The sequence below is a fragment of the Nostoc sp. C96 genome (genome assembly GCF_059384975.1).
In genome coordinates this window covers 3932073-3949475 of the sequence record NZ_CM182020.1, presented here as the reverse complement: position 1 = coordinate 3949475, position 17403 = coordinate 3932073, and the positions used below count along the sequence as shown (strand labels likewise).

Annotated in this window: 13 protein-coding genes and 1 pseudogene; 8 read left to right on the top strand and 6 right to left on the bottom strand. The window is 40.6% G+C overall.

The genetic code is table 11. The annotated features are described in order from the left end of the window. Positions 1-167 precede the first annotated feature (167 nt). Positions 168-1175 carry a cyanophycin synthetase gene (locus AC504W_RS16780; RefSeq protein WP_494873416.1) on the bottom strand — a complete coding sequence of 336 codons (1008 nt, stop codon included), beginning with the start codon at positions 1173-1175 and terminating at the stop codon, positions 168-170. A 522-nt stretch (positions 1176-1697) separates the two neighbouring features. Between AC504W_RS16780 and AC504W_RS16775 the strand changes: the two genes are divergently transcribed. Then, positions 1698-1934, top strand: coding sequence for a hypothetical protein (locus AC504W_RS16775; protein WP_096578216.1), 237 nt, complete (start codon positions 1698-1700; stop codon positions 1932-1934). Positions 1935-2117: 183 nt separating this feature from the next. Here the strand turns inward: AC504W_RS16775 and AC504W_RS16770 are convergent, their stop codons facing one another. Then, on the bottom strand, positions 2118-3266 hold the full coding sequence (locus tag AC504W_RS16770; protein WP_494879353.1) for an alanine--glyoxylate aminotransferase family protein: 1149 nt from the start codon (positions 3264-3266) through the stop codon (positions 2118-2120). Between the two features lie 159 nt (positions 3267-3425). Between AC504W_RS16770 and AC504W_RS16765 the strand changes: the two genes are divergently transcribed. Together AC504W_RS16765 and AC504W_RS16760 are read left to right on the top strand one after the other, a co-directional pair. After that, entirely contained in the window at positions 3426-3812 is a 387-nt protein-coding gene (locus AC504W_RS16765; RefSeq protein WP_494873414.1) for a DUF1499 domain-containing protein, read from the top strand. 234 nt (positions 3813-4046) lie between these two features. After that, positions 4047-4448 carry a DUF4189 domain-containing protein gene (locus tag AC504W_RS16760; RefSeq protein ID WP_096578212.1) on the top strand — a complete coding sequence of 134 codons (402 nt, stop codon included), beginning with the start codon at positions 4047-4049 and terminating at the stop codon, positions 4446-4448. Positions 4449-4546: 98 nt separating this feature from the next. On the opposite strand, the gene AC504W_RS16755 is transcribed toward AC504W_RS16760, so the two are convergent. Further along, positions 4547-5632, bottom strand: coding sequence for a glycosyltransferase family 4 protein (locus tag AC504W_RS16755; RefSeq protein WP_494873413.1), 1086 nt, complete (start codon positions 5630-5632; stop codon positions 4547-4549). A 353-nt stretch (positions 5633-5985) separates the two neighbouring features. Here AC504W_RS16755 and AC504W_RS16750 point away from each other — a divergent pair, with 353 nt between their 5' ends. The 3 genes from AC504W_RS16750 to AC504W_RS16740 all read left to right on the top strand — a co-directional run bounded on the left by AC504W_RS16750 (position 5986) and on the right by AC504W_RS16740 (position 9370). After that, positions 5986-6786 (top strand): ABC transporter permease, encoded by an 801-nt coding sequence (locus AC504W_RS16750; RefSeq protein ID WP_494873412.1) that lies wholly within the window; start codon positions 5986-5988, stop codon positions 6784-6786. A gap of 389 nt (positions 6787-7175) precedes the next feature. Continuing rightward, entirely contained in the window at positions 7176-9014 is a 1839-nt protein-coding gene (locus AC504W_RS16745; protein ID WP_494873411.1) for a bifunctional serine/threonine-protein kinase/formylglycine-generating enzyme family protein, read from the top strand. A gap of 92 nt (positions 9015-9106) precedes the next feature. Continuing rightward, the gene (locus AC504W_RS16740; protein ID WP_494873410.1) at positions 9107-9370 is read left to right on the top strand and encodes an AbrB/MazE/SpoVT family DNA-binding domain-containing protein; all 264 of its coding nucleotides are present in this window, start codon (positions 9107-9109) and stop codon (positions 9368-9370) included. A 36-nt stretch (positions 9371-9406) separates the two neighbouring features. Here the strand turns inward: AC504W_RS16740 and nblS are convergent, their stop codons facing one another. Together nblS and purD are read right to left on the bottom strand one after the other, a co-directional pair. Then, a complete protein-coding gene (nblS, locus tag AC504W_RS16735) occupies positions 9407-11299 on the bottom strand; it encodes a two-component system sensor histidine kinase NblS (RefSeq protein ID WP_494873409.1) in 1893 nt (630 codons plus the stop codon). A gap of 172 nt (positions 11300-11471) precedes the next feature. Next, complete coding sequence (gene purD / locus AC504W_RS16730) at positions 11472-12749, bottom strand: phosphoribosylamine--glycine ligase (protein ID WP_494873408.1); 1278 nt, start codon at positions 12747-12749, stop codon at positions 11472-11474. A 476-nt stretch (positions 12750-13225) separates the two neighbouring features. On the opposite strand from purD, the pseudogene AC504W_RS16725 reads away from it, so the two are divergent. Both AC504W_RS16725 and AC504W_RS16720 read left to right on the top strand, forming a co-directional pair. After that, positions 13226-14174: pseudogene (locus AC504W_RS16725) on the top strand (NAD-dependent epimerase/dehydratase family protein). Then, on the top strand, positions 14147-14308 hold the full coding sequence (locus AC504W_RS16720; protein WP_494873407.1) for a hypothetical protein: 162 nt from the start codon (positions 14147-14149) through the stop codon (positions 14306-14308). The pseudogene AC504W_RS16725 and the gene AC504W_RS16720 overlap by 28 nt, the downstream one beginning before the upstream one ends. A gap of 48 nt (positions 14309-14356) precedes the next feature. Here AC504W_RS16720 and AC504W_RS16715 read toward each other — a convergent pair whose 3' ends face one another. Then, the gene (locus tag AC504W_RS16715; protein ID WP_494873406.1) at positions 14357-17011 is read right to left on the bottom strand and encodes a CHAT domain-containing protein; all 2655 of its coding nucleotides are present in this window, start codon (positions 17009-17011) and stop codon (positions 14357-14359) included. Between the last annotated feature and the right edge of the window lie 392 nt (positions 17012-17403).

Below are 17403 nucleotides of genomic sequence, written 5' to 3'. Positions count from 1 at the left end.
TAATTTAACAATATTTGTCAGTCTAGCTGCGACTTTAATCGCTAAGGCGAGTATGCAATTATACTTTTCCAAAAATATCTTAATATTAAATCATTTGTTAATAGCGATATCCTCGACTTCGCCAAGAATGCGGGTATATAAAACCATCAATTTTTATCAAGCTTAATTCAATTATGCTGAATACCCATTTGCTCATTTTCCAACGCTTTGAGAATTTTGAAATATAAATTCTCAACTCTTTGTACTTGAGCCTCACCAATAGCAGCATAATGAGTTAAACCAGGAGAACCATTAACTTCGATAATCACATAATTATTCATTGGCATAGTTATATCTTCAGTAATAATGTCTAACCCTGACAGTCTTAATCCCATATCTTTAGTGACATTTATCGCTAACTTTTGAAAATCAGGATGGATACTTTCAGTCAAATCTACACCATCCCCACCACTCGATAAATTGGCATTATCTAACAAATAAACAACCTGATTTTCGGGAATGACACTATCTAACTTCAGCTTTTGTCGCTTTAATTTTCGCTTGATGCGGAAATCATGAACATCTATATTGTTTTTTCTACCATTAGTCGTAAAATCTTTTGATTTTTGCTGTGTCAGTTCTAAAATAGTAGACTTACCATCACCGACTACACATAAAGGAATTCTTTGATATACCGCCAGCACTTCATCATCCATGACAACAATTCTGTAATCATTGCCAACATAAAATCTTTCGACAATTAATCCTGGCGTAATTCGTAAGATTTTTTTCGCAACTTGATAATATTCTGTTTTATTGTAGACTTTAGTAACAAATCTGCCTTGGCTCAGGTTAATGGGCTTCACAATCACCGGAAAACCTAATTCTTTAGCGTAATCAAATCCGGCATCAATATTTCTCTCACTTCCTATTTTTTCACATAATTTCTTGCTAAAAAAAGTTTGCCCTTCAGTAACTTTATATCCAAAGTGGTTGAGAAAAAAATTAGAATATGCTTTATCTTTAGCTATTTCGGCAGAACCAAAACCGTTAATATTTAATTTACTATGACTAAAACAAGCTTTATTGCCATTTTTAAATGTAATATGCCCGACAAAAGCATATTCAGGATCTACGACAACTATTGCACCTATTTGCGGAGCAATTTTTTGAATTATGGATGTTACTAATGGCATTTGCTTTATCCAAAAGTATAATTCGCAGAAATTTTAACGAATTGGTAAGTATTGGTCAATAATATAATAAAAATCAAACAATTTTTAGGACTTTATTTTCAGCAAAATTTATTTAAAAATAATTTATAAAAATTAATATTATTTTCTGGATAAAAAATGTTTAGTTACTAGTATTTTTTTACACATAATACTTAAAAAGTATATATTGAGACCTGAATATTTTTTTCCGGTTGGTATTAAATGTGCATGTAGAAGTAAGTAAGCTGAGTGGAGATGCCACACTTGTTAATAATTTAAATTTTGGATTTGTTTTTGCCTTCTTTAGTTGCTAATGAAGGGTTTTAGACCGATCGCCAGTTAAATTTACAAGATAAGTTATTGTAAAACGCTCCGCGAAATCTTGACAATCCAAAAATAATCGAATAACAAGGTGGCAGCAGCTTGAAAAAAGGCGTTAGTGCATCCCCGCCAAGAGAAGTCAGTAACGCCTTCACTGAAAATTACACACGGATAATTTAAATCATGCCACAAAATACGGAATACAAAGCTAATCAAACCGAAAATCAGGCGATCGCCTATAAAGAACGCCTCAATTCTTGGGCAATTGCCCGTTTACAGCCAGATGCCCAAAGAGAAATTGTCGCTCGCTTTCGCAGTCGTTCCGATGCCGATGGTTATATGCAGCGCCTACGTCAAATGATGCCAGATGCTTCTTTTATGGTTGTATTTGATTGTCAACGCGAAGAAGTTGTAGCTTAAAGTGTCGATTTGTTATTTAAGTTCAAATTTGAAGGATTAAGGGTGCGCTCACCATTATTATTGAGGTGCGTTACATCCTTATTAACGCACCAATATTAGATCTGTATGAGTATAGGGAATGAGGAGTTGGGAATTAGGGAATAGTGAAAAATCATTGTCCCTCATCCCTCCTCCAGATGCAAACTATTTAGGCAACACTTCCCCCAGTGCTTCTATCAGTCGGTCAACATTTTCTTTACGGCTATTAAAGCCCATCAACCCAACACGCCACACTTTACCAGCCAGTTCTCCTAGTCCACCGCCAACTTCAATTCCGTGTTCTGTTAACAGCTGTCGTGCGATCGCTTTACCATCCACCCCTTCAGGAATGCGGACTGTAGTGAGAGTCGGCAAACGATATTCCCGTTCAACGTGCAAACTCAGTCCTACGTCTTCTAGCCTGTCCCAGAAATATTCCACATTCTTTTGATGACGTTGCCAGCAATTAGCTAATCCTTCCTCGGCAACTAAGCGCAGGGCTTCCCGCAGAGCATAATACAAGTTGATTGGGGCTGTATGATGATAAACGCGTTCACTACCCCAATACTTACTGAGTAAAGTCATATCTAAATACCAGTTTGCCACCTTTGTGCTACGGCGCTGCAATTTCTCCCAAGCACGGGGACTCATGGTAAAAGGTGAAGCCCCAGGTGGACAACCCAAGCCTTTTTGACTACAGCTATAGGCTAAATCTACTCCCCACTCATCTAAAAATATTGGTACGCCACCAAGGCTAGTTACAGTATCCACTAATAACAACGTGCCAAATTCTCGACACAATTCACCAACACCTTCCAATGGTTGACGCGCACCTGTAGAAGTTTCAGCGTGAACCAAAGCCAAAATGGTTGGGCGATGGGTTTCCATTGCGGTGCGGAGTTCTTCTAAAGAGAAAACTTGCCCCCAAGGTTTGGTAATGCTACGCACATCAGCACCATATCGCCCAGCCATATCAACAAGGCGATTACCAAAGTATCCCGCCACACCGATTAAAACCACATCACCGGGTTCTACCGAATTGGCGATAGTTGCTTCCATTGCAGCAGAACCCGTACCGCTGACAGCGATAGTTAAGGGATTTTCGGTTTGCCAAACGTAACGCAGTAACGACTGAATTTCATCCATCAGCCCTAAGAAATCTGGGTCAAGATGCCCTAGAGGAGAGGTATTCATTGCCTGGAGAACTGTAGGATGGGCATTGGAGGGGCCTGGCCCTAACAGTAACTTGGAAGGGATTTCTAGAGGTTTGAGTTGTAAGCGCTGACTATCGTTAATTGAGATTGTTGGCGACATAATTTGTTGCTGTCTAGACAGTACTTACCGGATCATAGAGCGATCGCATCACCCTTGTATCGTCTTGGGGCTAACACATTACCACTATGAATCAGCAAGTATTTCTGATGTGTGTAAATTAAGTATGTAACAGGTACTTCCCTCTCAGCCAACAAAACTATGATATTTGCAGGTAAACGTCCCAATAACTTGGGTGTAAATAATGGCAAATTAGCAGCTTGCCCCAATTCGCCTAATTGTGTATCTAGCCAAAGTACAGATGCAGTTCACCAAATCGCACCGCTAACTTTTAATACTAGTCCAGAACAAGCGATCGCCAATCTCAAAAACATTATTCAGTCCTTGCCTAGAACCACAATTATTGCTGAAACTCAGGACTATTTATATGCAGAATTTAAAAGTGCTTTGATGGGATTTGTTGACGATGTAGAGTTTTATCTAGACCGGAATGCGAATGTAATTCAAGTGCGTTCAGCTTCTCGTTTAGGTCAAAGTGATTTAGGTGTTAACCGCAAAAGAATTGAAACAATTCGCGCCCAACTCTAGAAATTCAAGTAAAGCATGTAATGTTTTGTAAAGTTCAAGACTGAAAATCTTTACCCTTTTTGATAAATAAAAAAATTCCCCACTTCTTTAAGAAGTGGGGAATTTTTCATGAAGTATATCTTCATAAAAAGATGCGTATAAACGCGAATCCTGAAATTAATTAACGTAGCAAATAATAGTTGCAACACACCAACATGTGCTGTAGTCACCACCTAATATTATTAGGAAATAAATATGTTAAAAGTAGGTTTTAAAAAAAGCTTATTGACAGCGATCGCAGTTATCTCAATATTACCTGCAATTACCCAGACTGCTCAAGCTGGTGCTGCTAACAATGTATTTGGAGCCATTTCTTATTCTCCTTCTACTAAAGTTTATTCAACAGGAATTGCTAAAACAAAGCAAGCAGCAATCAACGCATCTTTAAATAAATGTCGCCGTGAAAGTGCGGCTGGAGATTGTACAACACCATTATGGTTTAAAAATGCTTGGGGAGCTTTAGCTGTGGGTTCTGATGGTAGTTATGGTACAGGCTGGGGTACTAACCAATCTCTTGCCAAAAAATATGCTGTAGAAACCTGTCAGAAATACGGTGGTGAAGATTGTCAAGTTGTTTTAATTAAACAAGCCAGATAATAGGCTATTTAATTTAAAAATAGACAGGTATGGGCAACGCATTCTCAAACAAGAGGATGCGATTTTTTTATATCTCGCACCCCTACAAAAGCATCGATTTATCTTCTGGCAATTCCTGAAGTCACAGTACTGCGAACATGACCATTTTTGGCAAATTTATTTTGCAAAATTTGGCGATAAACTTCTTCATAACCATCAGTCATCCGCTGAAAGCTAAAATTGTTTTCGACATACTGACGGCAAGTATACCTGTCTAAGTCTGCGACTTTGTTAATGGCACTCACACATTCCGCCACATTATTACAGATAAAACCGGATTTTCCGTCGGCAATTACCTCAGATGTCGAACCTAATTTCATCGCAATTACTGGCGTACCTGCTGCCATTGATTCCACCATCACCAAACCAAAGGGTTCTCGCCAAGTAATGGGAAATAAAGTAGCTACTGCACCACCCATAAGAGCATTTTTTTGTTGATGATTCGCTTCACCTAAATACTCAATTTGTTCGCCATCAATTAAAGGTTTAATTTCTCGTTCAAAGTAATCTACATCAACAACATCTACCTTACCAGCCATTTTTAAACGCCAACCAGATTGTTTAGCAATTGCTATTGCTAAATGTGTTCCCTTCTCTGGAGATATTCGACCTAAAAATGCTAAATAAGGCTGTTCTTCCGGTTCAGGATGAAACTTGTAACTACTTACATCTATACCATTGTAAACTGTGGCTGTATAATTCAAACCTAGGGAATTTTCCCGTTGGGTATGAGAAATGCTGATAAAAGGTTGACGTTTCGCATATTGAAACATCTTTTGATTATCAGGGGTAAAAATACCGTGTAAAGTATGAACTGTCGGGGTACTCACAAGATTTGCATAAGGCAATGCTGCACAGCCCATGTGAGAGTGGATAATATCAAATTCATCTGCCCGTTCATATACAGAGGCTAACTGCAACATTTCATAAATGTTATATTCCTTGATATCCTTATCGAGTCGTAAAGCACGAGGATGTACTGATTCTAGCTTGGCTAAACTAATAGAATCACCCGATGCGAATAAAGTAACTTCATGTCCGCGTCGCACTAATTCATCGGTCAGTAACCCCACAACTAACTCAATACCCCCATAAGCTGGAGGTGGTACTCTCTCCCACAGTGGGGCAACTTGAGCTATTCTCATTACAAACCTCCTAAAAGATAAATTTTGAATTAATAGTGTTTGTTTTTCAATAGCGATGAATTTTGAGTGGAAATAACTCACTAGAGTAGTAACTCAGCACTTTTTCCTAGCACTATCAACTCAGTTTAAAAAGTAATTTTCTAAATAAGTGCATCAAAATATTAGACTTTAACTGCTAAAGAATTTGTCTATCTTTGTAGATAAATTTGACTATCCTCAAGAGGTAAACAGAGTGCATTGATTTAGTCTCTTTGGTTTGGGTATCAAAGGCATCGTCTTTATCAGCTGATTTTTTGACTTTTGAGTTAAATTAGATACACTAGGAAAATATAGAAAATCACTAAATTCTCAAGATGAATATTTCGCCTACACAAAAAAAACCGCATGTCGCATGGCAAGCGGTTTTGTCAGTAATTATGTATATTTTTATGTATTTACCTATACTTGTATTAGGATTTTATAGTTTTAACCAGTCTCCTTACAGTGCAACTTGGCAAGGATTTACCCTCGATTGGTATAGCAAACTCTTCAGTGACGATCGCATTTTATCTGCTTTGAACAATAGTTTGATAGTTGCCTTTTGTGCCGTGGGAATTTCCGCCGTGTTGGGAACCTTAATGGCGGTGGGATTAGCGCGGTATACATTTCCAGGTAAGAGTTTGTATCGGGGTGTAGCTTACTTACCCTTAATTATTCCTGATATTGCGATCGCCGTTGCCACTTTGGTATTTCTCGCCGCCTTTGCTGTTCCTTTGAGTTTATGGACAATTGTCGCGGCGCACATCGTATTTTGTTTAGCCTATGTAGGGCTAGTAGTGGGTTCAAGACTTAATAACTTAGATCCCCACTTAGAAGAAGCTGCACTAGATTTAGGCGCTACACCAGTACAAGCATTTATTAAAGTATTACTACCACAATTAATGCCAGGAATTGTAGCTGGTTGTCTGCTGGCTTTTGTTCTCAGTTTAGATGATTTTCTCATTGCTAGTTTTACCGCTGGTAGCGGTTACAACACCTTGCCAATGGAGATTTTTAGTCGGATTAGAACAGGTGTGAAGCCTGATATCAATGCTCTCAGTATGTTGCTAATTACAGTATCAGCAATTGTTGCTTTTATAGCTGAATTTATGCGGATTTTAGGAGAGAGAAAATAGTTAATGTATAACTACATCACCGACTTATTAAATAAGTCGGTGATGTAAAAAAATGGATATAAATTCAACTGTATAAATAATTCACAATAGCTCAATTATAACAAAATCTATTCAGCGTTAATTAGTACTTACATCCATCATCAAATACCCTTGACAATGGCAAGATACCTATCTTATGATTCCTGGTGGAATGGAAATTAGTGCTATCATTCATTCTCAAAATTAAACAGTACCCAACACACAGGGACAAATAAATTACGCTCATCTGTATGTTTTCATGCTGGTATATATGCAGATGAAATTTAGTTGATATTTATTTGTCTAGAAATCGGTTTTCAATTCGATAATATTGGGGCTAACTTTGGACAAGTTGCTACCTCCTCCTCGTTATGCAAATCTGCCAAAATCCCAATTGTTCAAATCCCTTTAATGCTGACGGCAATAGATTTTGCATAAGTTGCGGACACAGCAGTTTTGGCAAACTGCTAAGAAACCGTTACCGCGTATTAAAACTATTAGGCGAAGGCGGATTTAGCAAAACTTACGCAGCCGAAGATGCAGATAGACTAGATGCACCTTGCGTCATTAAACAATTCTTTCCGCAAATTCAAGGAACCGGACAACGTACTAAAGCCGCGGAATTCTTCAAAGAAGAGGCATTTCGACTGTATGAACTCGGAGAAAATCATAGCCAAATTCCCAGATTATTAGCTTACTTTGCCCAAGGTTCGAGTTTATATTTAGTTCAAGAATTTATCCAAGGTAGAACCCTCTTAGAAGAAGTTCAAGAGCAATCTTTTAACGAAGAGAAAATTCGCAAAATATTAACTGATTTATTACCAGTATTAGAATTTATTCATGCTTGCAACTTTGTTCATCGAGATATCAAACCAGAGAACATTATCCGGCGTGATAGCGATGGCAAATTAGTATTAATTGACTTTGGTGGTGCAAAACAAGTAACCCAAACTAGCATAGCTAGACAAGCTACAGTAATTTATACAATGGGTTATGCTCCCAGTGAGCAGATGGCGGGTTTTGCTTGTCCGGCGAGTGATTTATATGCTTTGGGGGTCACTTGTGTGCGGTTACTAACGCAATGTTTACCCATCCAAGATGCTTACGGACAAATTAAAGACCCCATTTATGATGCCATGAACGGTCAGTGGTTATGGCAGGAATATTTAGATGCACAAGGTATTTATATTAGCGAAGACTTAAGAAAAATTTTAGATAAATTACTGCAACATTTAGCAAGCGATCGGTATCAATCAGCCACAGAAGTTTTGAATGATTTGAAATCGGCTAAAACAGTTATTATTGAACCACAAATAACTCAACTGACATTACTAAAATTACCAACAGAACCAAAAATAATTAAACCCTTACCGCCCTTAGAAACCTGTGAATTTGCAGTAGTTACAGTAGATACAGGCGGTAGAGAAGTTAGCCGCGATCGCACCACCGCCGAGTTCTTTGTGGAAGAATTGAGCAAAGGCGTAACCTTAGCAATGGTAGCGATTCCCGGCGGTACTTATTTAATGGGTTCACCCACCTTTGAAGGCGATGCAGATGAACGTCCCCAACATCGAGTAGCGATCGCACCCTTTTTTATGGGTAAATATCCTATAACCCAAGCACAGTGGCGTGCTGTCACCGCCTTACCCAAAGTCAAACAAACCTTAAATCCCTATCCTTCTAAATTTAAAGGACTTAATCGCCCAGTAGAAAACGTTTCTTGGCACGAAGCTGTAGAATTTTGTGTCAGACTCTCCCAACAAACCGGAAGGGAATATCGCCTCCCCAGTGAAGCCGAATGGGAATATGCTTGTCGCGCCGGAACCACCACATCCTTTCATTTTGGCGAAAAAATCACTACAGAACTAGTCAACTACAGCGATAGCGATACCTATTTGATGGAAGGAAAAACCAGGTATCGCAAAGAAACCACCGATGTGGGAAATTTTCAAGTCGCCAACGCCTTTGGATTGTACGATATGCACGGGTTAGTTTGGGAATGGTGCGCTGACCCTTGGCACAACAATTACCAAGGCGCACCCTCAGATGGACGAGTTTGGGAAGATGGCGGTGATAGTAACCGCCGCGTCTTGCGCGGTGGTTCCTGGAACTTTGGTGCAGAACTGTGTCGCAGCGCCAGCCGCAGTTGGAATGAATCAGACGGCGGTTTAAGGATTTGCGGTTTTCGCGTCGTCTTTTCTGTGGGATAGGACTTTATTCATCCTCCAAAAAATAGCGATCGCCCTAGCTTGTCAACATATATTCATCCAAAATTAGTATAGTCATTCACTTTCTGCAATATATGGACTTGACAAAAATATTAAATGAAGGACAAGTAATAATTCCTGAAGAATTACTAAAAGCTTATGGTTGGGAAGTCGGTCAGGAATTAATAGCAATTAAAATGGGTGATGGCATTCTTCTCAAACCCAAACAACTTTTTACAGCGACTACCTTGGATGATGTTGCAGGTTGCTTAAAATATCAAGGCGCACCAAAATCCTTATCGGAAATGGATGAAGCAATTCGTCAGGGTATAGAGGAATACTGGTATGGTGGCAGTTGATACTAACATCCTAACGACTGAACTGAAATATAACTGTTAATCACATAAAGCTAAGTCAAACCAGAAAGTTGTCCCGATGCCAATTTCACTTACCAAGTGAACTTTACTCCCATGTCTTTCCACAATATTTCTGACAATTGATAAACCCAAACCAGTCCCTTCTAAAGTATGAACTCGGTTTTCCACGCGGAAGAAGCGGTCAAAAATTGCCTGTTGGTCTTCTGAGCCGATACCAATACCAGTATCAGATACTTCTACGCGCACACACGGAGATTGATTGGGAGCGTGGGGTTTGGGATCTAATTGATAGGTGCGAATAGCTACTTTCCCCCCTGCTTTGGTAAATTTCAAGGCATTTCCGACTAAATTAGCTAAGACTTGGAGTAATAAATCATAATTACCCAGAACCAGCGGTAAATTAGGAGCAACTTCTTGAATTAGTTCAATACCTTTATCTTTAGCGTTGAGTTGATAAGTTCGCAGTGTTTGTTCAATAGCTTGGGCGAGATCTACACCATCAAAGTTGTAACTCCGACCAGATTCTAACTTAGATAAGTCTAAAACATCGTTAACCAAACGAGTCAGGCGATCAGTTTCATGGTTGACAGTTTTAAGAAAATCCTGACGCTGTTCTATACTCAAGTCTTCGCCATAGTCGTGCAGCGTTTCAATAAAAGATTTGATATTGAATAACGGTGTGCGGAGTTCATGGGAAACGTTGCTGATAAATTGGCTCTTAGCTTCGTTGAGTTCTACTTCCCGCGTAATATCTTGTACAGTAATCGCAATCCCTTTAATACTTTCCCGTTGGAGATTGAGTACTGTAGTTAACAAAATCCGAATGGTGCGCTTGGTTGGTTGATTGAGATGAATGCGGAACTCGGCGCTGTCGCATTCTCCCGCCGCCATTTCGTAAAGGGGACGAGTGATTTCCATCTGAATAGCTGGGGGTAATTGATGTAAAACATTACTACCTACAACATCATTGCCTTCCCAGCAAAAAATTCGGCGTGCTGTGGGGTTGACTAAAATCACCTGCATATTGTTGTCAATCAACACCGCACCATCAGCAATCGTGGAAACTAACGTTTCTAGTTTGGCTTTTTCTGCTGTTAGTTCTTCAATATTTTGTTCTTCATAGCGTTCTAGACGCTCTGCCATATCATTGAAACTGAGAATTAACTCTCCGAGTTCACCGCCTAGGGGTAAATCGATGCGCTGCTTGAAATTCCCAGTGGCGATTTGTTTCACACCAACTAACAGTTCTTTAATTGGCTTGGTAATAGTTAAAGCATTAATGACACCAGCCAAAATTACCATCACCCAAATCGTGATAAACACAGCAATGGTGACATCACGGGTGAAATTCGTGGAAATGACGGCGGTTTGGTTGGGATTGATGCCAATAGCCAAAACACCCAGGTATTTTTTATCGACGATGAGGGGGACAAATACATCGGTGACAATGCCATCTGGGGTGTTATGTTGCCGCACCATTGGCTTATCGTCATCACCAGGGTAATCGTCTGGCAATTGTATGCGTCGCTCGATTGTCAACAAAGAGTTTTCCACCTCTCGTTCCCAAAAGGGAATGCCAAAAAAGATTTTGCCGCTTTCGTCAGCGTAGAGCATATACCTCACACTGGAAGTACTGCTATAAAATCTTTGGGAAAATTGAGCAACCTCAGTGAGATTATTTTCCGCAATAAGAGGGGTAACATTAGCAGCAAGTAGCAGCCCCAAGTCGCGGCCGAATCGGGTGTCATTCAGACGAGCATCTTGCTGAATTGTATTTACAGCCCAAAAGGTCAGACCACTCATCACCAAAGAAACCACTAACGTGGCAACAGCTAGAAGCTTAGTTTGGAGGGTGAAATCTGACCACCAATTGGCGATCGCTTCTCGGATTGTTTTTAACAGAGCTAACATTTTCAATAAAGTTGTTAGTAGTTTTTGTGATAAACCCCAACAACTAAAAAATTAACAGTTAATTTGTCTAACATGGTAGAGAAAAGTCTGAATTCTGAAGTCTGAAGTCTGAAGGTTGGTTAGCAAAGCCGTTACCGTAGGCTAAGGCAGAATACATTTCATAATTCACACTTCATACTTCATTTAGCACTCTATAGCCAATGTCTCTCCTATAATATATTCCTTCAAACTGAATAGATTTCAAGCCTGTATATGCTTGGGCGATCGCTTGTTGAAAATTTTCCCCTGTCCCAGTCACATTTAACACCCGTCCCCCGTCAGTGACAACTTGCTGTTGGTCGTTCAATTTTGTCCCCGCATGAAATACGGTGACTCCTGCGGCTGCTTCAATACCAGTAATTACCTTGCCTTTTTGATAATCTCCCGGATAACCACCAGAGGCCGCCACTACAGTAGCTGCTGCGCCATTGTGCCAAGCAATGGGGGGCATTTCTCCTAAACACTGCTGTACACAAGCCAGGATTAAATCTATCAAGGGTGTGGCTAACAATGGCAAAATCACCTGGGTTTCGGGATCACCAAAGCGACAGTTAAATTCCAACACCTGAAAATCACCTTCCGGTGTAATCATCAAGCCGGCGTAAAGCACACCACGATAGTCTATGCCTTTGGTGCGGAGAGTAGCGATCGCTTTCTCTAACACCTCTGTTTGCACCCGTGCCATTAATTCTGGTGTAGCGATCGGCGCTGGGCAGTATGCTCCCATCCCCCCAGTATTATCGCCCGTATCACCCTCACCGACTCGTTTATGGTCTTGCGCCGGCAACAAGGGACGAATTGTTAACCCATCAGTCAAGGCTAAAACTGATACCTCTTGGCCAATTAAACACTCTTCAATTACGACAAACTCACCCGCACTGCCAAACTGCCCTTGAAAAATGGCATCAATGGCGGTCTCTGCTTGTTCTATTGTGGTAGCAACTGTTACGCCTTTCCCTGCTGCCAAGCCATCAGCTTTCACCACTATCGGCACACCCTGAGCTTTAATATATGATTTAGCAGCCGCCGCCTCCGTAAATACCGCAGCCTTAGCTGTCGGAATACCAGCTTCCTGCATCAGAGACTTTGCCCAAGCCTTGCTGGCCTCAATTTGCGCTCCAGCTTTGACAGGGCCAAATACCATTAGTCCTTGCGCTTGTAAGTAGTCTGTAATTCCCTTCGCCAGTGGGACTTCTGGCCCGACTACTACCAAAGAAATGTCATTTGCTAGGGCGTATTGGCTGATCCCTGCAAAATCATCGACTGCCAAGGGCAAATTCTCACACCTTGCCATATTGGCTGTACCACCGTTCCCCGGTACACACACCACTTGTTCAACTTGCTCTGATTGCAATAACTTCCATGCTAGAGCGTGTTCACGCCCTCCGTTACCGACAACTAAAACTTTCACTGATTTCCTCTTGCGTCCCTTGTGACATGAGAATACTCTAGGAAGTCAAAAGTCAAAAGTCAAAAGTCAAAAGACTTCATCTCCCCAACCTTTGCGCTATTGCCAATGACAGCTATGTACTAGAACTACTCGCGGATCAATTTTTCACTAATTTAGGTACTGATGCAAGTCCTTGATCAGGCAAAGGTATAAATAAACTTACTGACAGCATATTTCTCGATAATAAAAGTACATTATTTAGGTAATAAAACTAGGGAGAGAGACCATGATGATTCCGACTTCGGAATTCTACTGTAATTATTATGTTGGAAATTAAATTAATCTTAGGAAATATCTATCAGTATACGTAAGTAATTTTGCTATATTTTCATGATTAATTTAAACATTACTGCTAAATGGTGACGTTTCTACAAGATAAGTATTAACCTGTGAATATTGCCGTCAGGGAAATATCAAAAAACAGGTAAATAGAAAATATGACTAAAATTATTGTTACAGGAGCAGCAGGCTTTATTGGTTCTCACATTACAGAAGTGCTGCTACAACAAGGAGAAGAAGTAATCGGTATTGATGAATTTAATGATTACTACGATCCAATATTAAAACGTAAGAACATTGCTTACTTAAGTTGCTGGCCTAACTTTAAATTAATTGAAGGAAATATTCAGTTTTTAGATTGGCAAACCTTACTCCAAGATGTAGAAATTATTTACCATCAGGCAGCACAAGCAGGGGTTAGGGCTAGTTGGGGTGAAGGTTTCCGTGCTTATACTGAACGTAATATCAACTCTACACAAGTTTTGTTAGAAGCAGCTAAGGATGCGAAAAAACTTCAAAGGTTAGTATTTGCTTCGACATCTAGCGTTTATGGTGATGCAGAAACTTTACCCACTGATGAAAGTATTTGCCCTCATCCTGTTTCACCCTATGGCATTACTAAGTTAGCCGCAGAACGGTTGTGTGGACTGTATCAGAAAAACTTTAATGTGCCGATTGTGGCATTACGCTATTTTACAGTTTACGGGCCGAGACAGCGCCCAGATATGGCATTTCATAAATTTTTTAAAGCTATTTTGCAGGATGAAGCAATTCCGATTTATGGGGATGGACAGCAAACGCGGGACTTTACGTTTGTGAGTGATGTTGTTGCGGCAAATTTGGCTGCGGCGAGTGCAGCGACAGCAGTTGGTAAAATTTTAAACATTGGTGGTGGTAGCCGAGTTGTGTTAACAGAAGTTTTGGACACAATGGCAGAAATTGTCGGATCAGCCGATTAAGAAAAACTACATTGAAAAAGCAATGGGAGATGCACGCCACACGGCGGCGGATATATCCCAAGCCCAGAAAATTTTGGGATATCAGCCGCAAGTTTCTCTGAGGGAGGGATTGACACAAGAATGGCAGTGGGTGAAGGGATTATATTAAATGAGCAAGATTTGGATGTAATGCGATCGCATTTTAGGAGTGAAAGTCACAAATCTCTGAAAACTCCAGCGATTGCTTTTTTGTCGATATGCGATCGCTGTATCTTAGAAGTATTATTCTTAGGTCAGGCGTAGGTTGGGTTGAGGCTTTGCGAAACCCAACATTTTCAGGATTTTATTGGGTTACGCTTCGCCAATTAATGTAAATGCTGCCCAGTTAATTGGTAGAGAATTTTCTTTAATTCTGCCTAGCATGGCTTGGCGTAATGCTTGGGCTTTATCTGGATTTTTTTGCAGGTGTTGATAAAACTCAGTCATGAGTAACTGGGTTTCTTCATCGGGAATTAGCCACAGAGAAACTAAGACACTGGGAACACCAGCAGAAATTATCGAACGAGATAAACCAATCACGCCATCACCTGTGATGCGTCCGCGTCCGGTTTGACAAGCACTGATGACAAATAATTCGGCTTGCAGTTTTAAGTCTAATATTTCTTCGGCAGTTAGTAAGCCATTACCTGTTTCATTTTGATTTTCTGGATTTGGTGCTAATGCAATCCAACTTCCTAAACCGCGAATATCATCAGCCCATCCATGAGTTGCTAAATGAATAATTCGGGCTTTTGGTAGGAGTTTTAAAATTTGGTTTTTGGTGGCATCTTTACCGATGATGGCTTTGGTATTTAATAACCGCGCAATTTCTTTGGCTTCAATTTCTGCACCAGGTAAAGCTTCTAATTGTTCTGGTTTTTCCCCAGGTTTGTAAGCGACAAGGGGCATGATAGGATTACCGACAACTACGGCATTTTGATTAGATGCGTTTCGTGTTTGGATGCGTTGTTTATGAGTTAAATCTAATACTTGAATTGACGGTGTAGTGAGGATGGTGTGTTTTTCAATGAGGCATTTATTGTCTGCATCTTTTAAAGCAGGGAAAGGCACAAAAAATAATGATGATTGAGGGATGAAAATAACATGAGCGTTAGGGTCTTTGGGTAATTCTTGGGCGATTGGTTGAATCAGCATTTCATGGAGTTGCTGTAGAGGTTTTTTCCAAAGACGAGTGTTAGTGCCAAGAATGCTGTTAACTAAATTTGCCAGATTGGTGTTTTGTGTTTGCCACAATGGTTTAATGTCTCGGCGATGAAATGTGGCTTCACCGTTAGGTTTGATTACCCAAATGTAGAGTTCTGATTCTTGAGCTTCTTCTTTTCCTTGAATTTTGAAGTCATCGTAAATAATAGAGTATTGCACCAAGGTAGAGTTTTGTTGTTTGGCAATTTGTTTTATCTCGCCTATTGTTGGTGCAGAGAGCGATTTCATTTCGTTGCTATCTTTATTCAAGCGAGATGAGAGTAATTCAACAAATGCTCTAGCACGTCCACGTTCAGATATTTCTAAAGCTGCATCGGTTTTATTTTGGGCGATGAGGACTTTTTGTAAGGTGTTGTAGGTGTTACTTTGTGTCTCGAAAATTGAGATTTTGTTGGTGTCATTTAATTTTTTGTCTCGCAGAGATTCATAAACCTTAATTCCCTTATAAAGCGTTTTCTCTGCTGCGGGGAGATTACCCGATTTGTAGAGAGCATATCCTAAATTGTTTAAAGACTGTCCTTCACCGAAACGGTCTTTGATTTCCCGCGCGATCGCTAATCTCTGCTGGTGGTACTCAATGGCTTTGGGGTAGTCTCCTAGTGAATAGTAAGCAACACCGAGATTCCCTAGTGACTGTCCCTCACCGAGACGGTCTTTGATTTCCCGCGCGATCGCTAAAACTTGTTGTAGGTACTCAATGGCTTTTGGGTAGTCTCCTAGAAAAAAGTAAGCATTACCGAGATTTCCCAGTGCGGCTCCCTCACCGAGACGGTTTTTAATTTCACGAGTGATCGCTAAAACTTGTTGTAGGTACTCAATAGCTTTCGGGTAGTCTCCTAGTGAATTGTAAGCATTACCGAGATTTCCCAGTGCGGCTCCCTCACCGTTACGGTTTTTGATTTCACGGGCGATCACTAAACTCTGCTGGTGGTACTCAATGGCTTTGGGGTAGTCTCCTAGTGAATTGTAAGCAACACCGAGATTCCCTAGTGACTGTCCCTCACCGTTACGGTTTTTGATTTCACGGGCGATCACTAAACTCTGCTGGTGGTACTCAATGGCTTTGGGGTAGTCTCCTAGTGAATTGTAAGCAAGACCGAGATTTCCCAGTGATTGTCCCTCACCCAGACGGTCTTTAATTTCACGGGCGATCGCTAAACTCTGCTGGTGGTACTCAATAGCTTTGGGGTAGTCTCCTAGTGAATTGTAAGCATTACCGAGATTTCCCAGTGCTACACCCTCACCGTTACGGTTTTTGATTTCACGGGCGATCGCTAATAACTGCTGGTGATATTCTATGGCTTTGGGGTAGTCTCCTAGTGAATTGTAAGCAACACCGAGACTTCCTAGTGCTGCACCTTCACCGAGACGATCTTTAATTTCACGGGCGATGGCTAATCTCTGCTGGTGGTATTCTATGGCTTTGGGGTAGTCTCCTAGTGAATTGTAAGCAACACCGAGATTTCCTAGTGCTGCACCTTCACCGAGACGGTTTTTGATTTCACGATAAATATTGAGTGCTTGTTGCCAAGACTGTAATGCTGCTTTAAATTGACTGATTTGATACTGCTGAACACCTTGGTCTAACAGTCTATCTGCTTCGGCTTTGCGTGAGTCTGGGGTTTGTGCTGAAGCGACTAAGTTGGAGTTGAGGAGAAAATCTAGTTTGGGTAAATCTAAGTTGATGCTGAGGGTTGCAATCAGCAAGGCGATGAGGGCATATTTGCAGAGTTTGAAGTGCATCGCGGTGAGTCGTGGCCAGGGTTGAGGTTTATTTTAATACAACCACAGATTGCCAAAATTAGCCTGAGATTAAAATTCTATTTTCTAAATCCGGGATATGGCAAAATGCTGAGTGAGTCTTTAATATCATGTACGCTTGATTACTTACTGAACCCTCTAAACCCCACCCCGCCACAGCTACGCTTTGTCTCCCCTCCCCGTTCACGGGGAGGGGTTGGGGGTGGGGTGCAATGATTTTGGGAAATATAACTAATTAATCGGACTTGATATAAGACTCATTCATGAGTATTAAAGACTCATTAATCGAGTTCCAAGGCTCATTAATGAAGTTCCGAAACTCATTCACGAATATCAAAGGCTCATTAATGAAGTTCCGAAACTCATTCACGAAT

Coding starts and splice junctions, on each gene's coding strand:
- AC504W_RS16745 (WP_494873411.1), top strand. CDS start 7,176: ATGCAAATCTGCCAAAATCCCAATTGTTCAAATCCCTTTAATGCTGAC.
- AC504W_RS16760 (WP_096578212.1), top strand. CDS start 4,047: ATGTTAAAAGTAGGTTTTAAAAAAAGCTTATTGACAGCGATCGCAGTT.
- AC504W_RS16755 (WP_494873413.1), bottom strand. CDS start 5,632: ATGAGAATAGCTCAAGTTGCCCCACTGTGGGAGAGAGTACCACCTCCA.
- AC504W_RS16740 (WP_494873410.1), top strand. CDS start 9,107: ATGGACTTGACAAAAATATTAAATGAAGGACAAGTAATAATTCCTGAA.
- AC504W_RS16765 (WP_494873414.1), top strand. CDS start 3,426: ATGATATTTGCAGGTAAACGTCCCAATAACTTGGGTGTAAATAATGGC.
- AC504W_RS16770 (WP_494879353.1), bottom strand. CDS start 3,266: ATGTCGCCAACAATCTCAATTAACGATAGTCAGCGCTTACAACTCAAA.
- AC504W_RS16750 (WP_494873412.1), top strand. CDS start 5,986: ATGAATATTTCGCCTACACAAAAAAAACCGCATGTCGCATGGCAAGCG.
- AC504W_RS16780 (WP_494873416.1), bottom strand. CDS start 1,175: ATGCCATTAGTAACATCCATAATTCAAAAAATTGCTCCGCAAATAGGT.
- AC504W_RS16720 (WP_494873407.1), top strand. CDS start 14,147: ATGGCAGTGGGTGAAGGGATTATATTAAATGAGCAAGATTTGGATGTA.
- AC504W_RS16775 (WP_096578216.1), top strand. CDS start 1,698: ATGCCACAAAATACGGAATACAAAGCTAATCAAACCGAAAATCAGGCG.
- AC504W_RS16715 (WP_494873406.1), bottom strand. CDS start 17,011: ATGCACTTCAAACTCTGCAAATATGCCCTCATCGCCTTGCTGATTGCA.
- nblS (WP_494873409.1), bottom strand. CDS start 11,299: ATGTTAGCTCTGTTAAAAACAATCCGAGAAGCGATCGCCAATTGGTGG.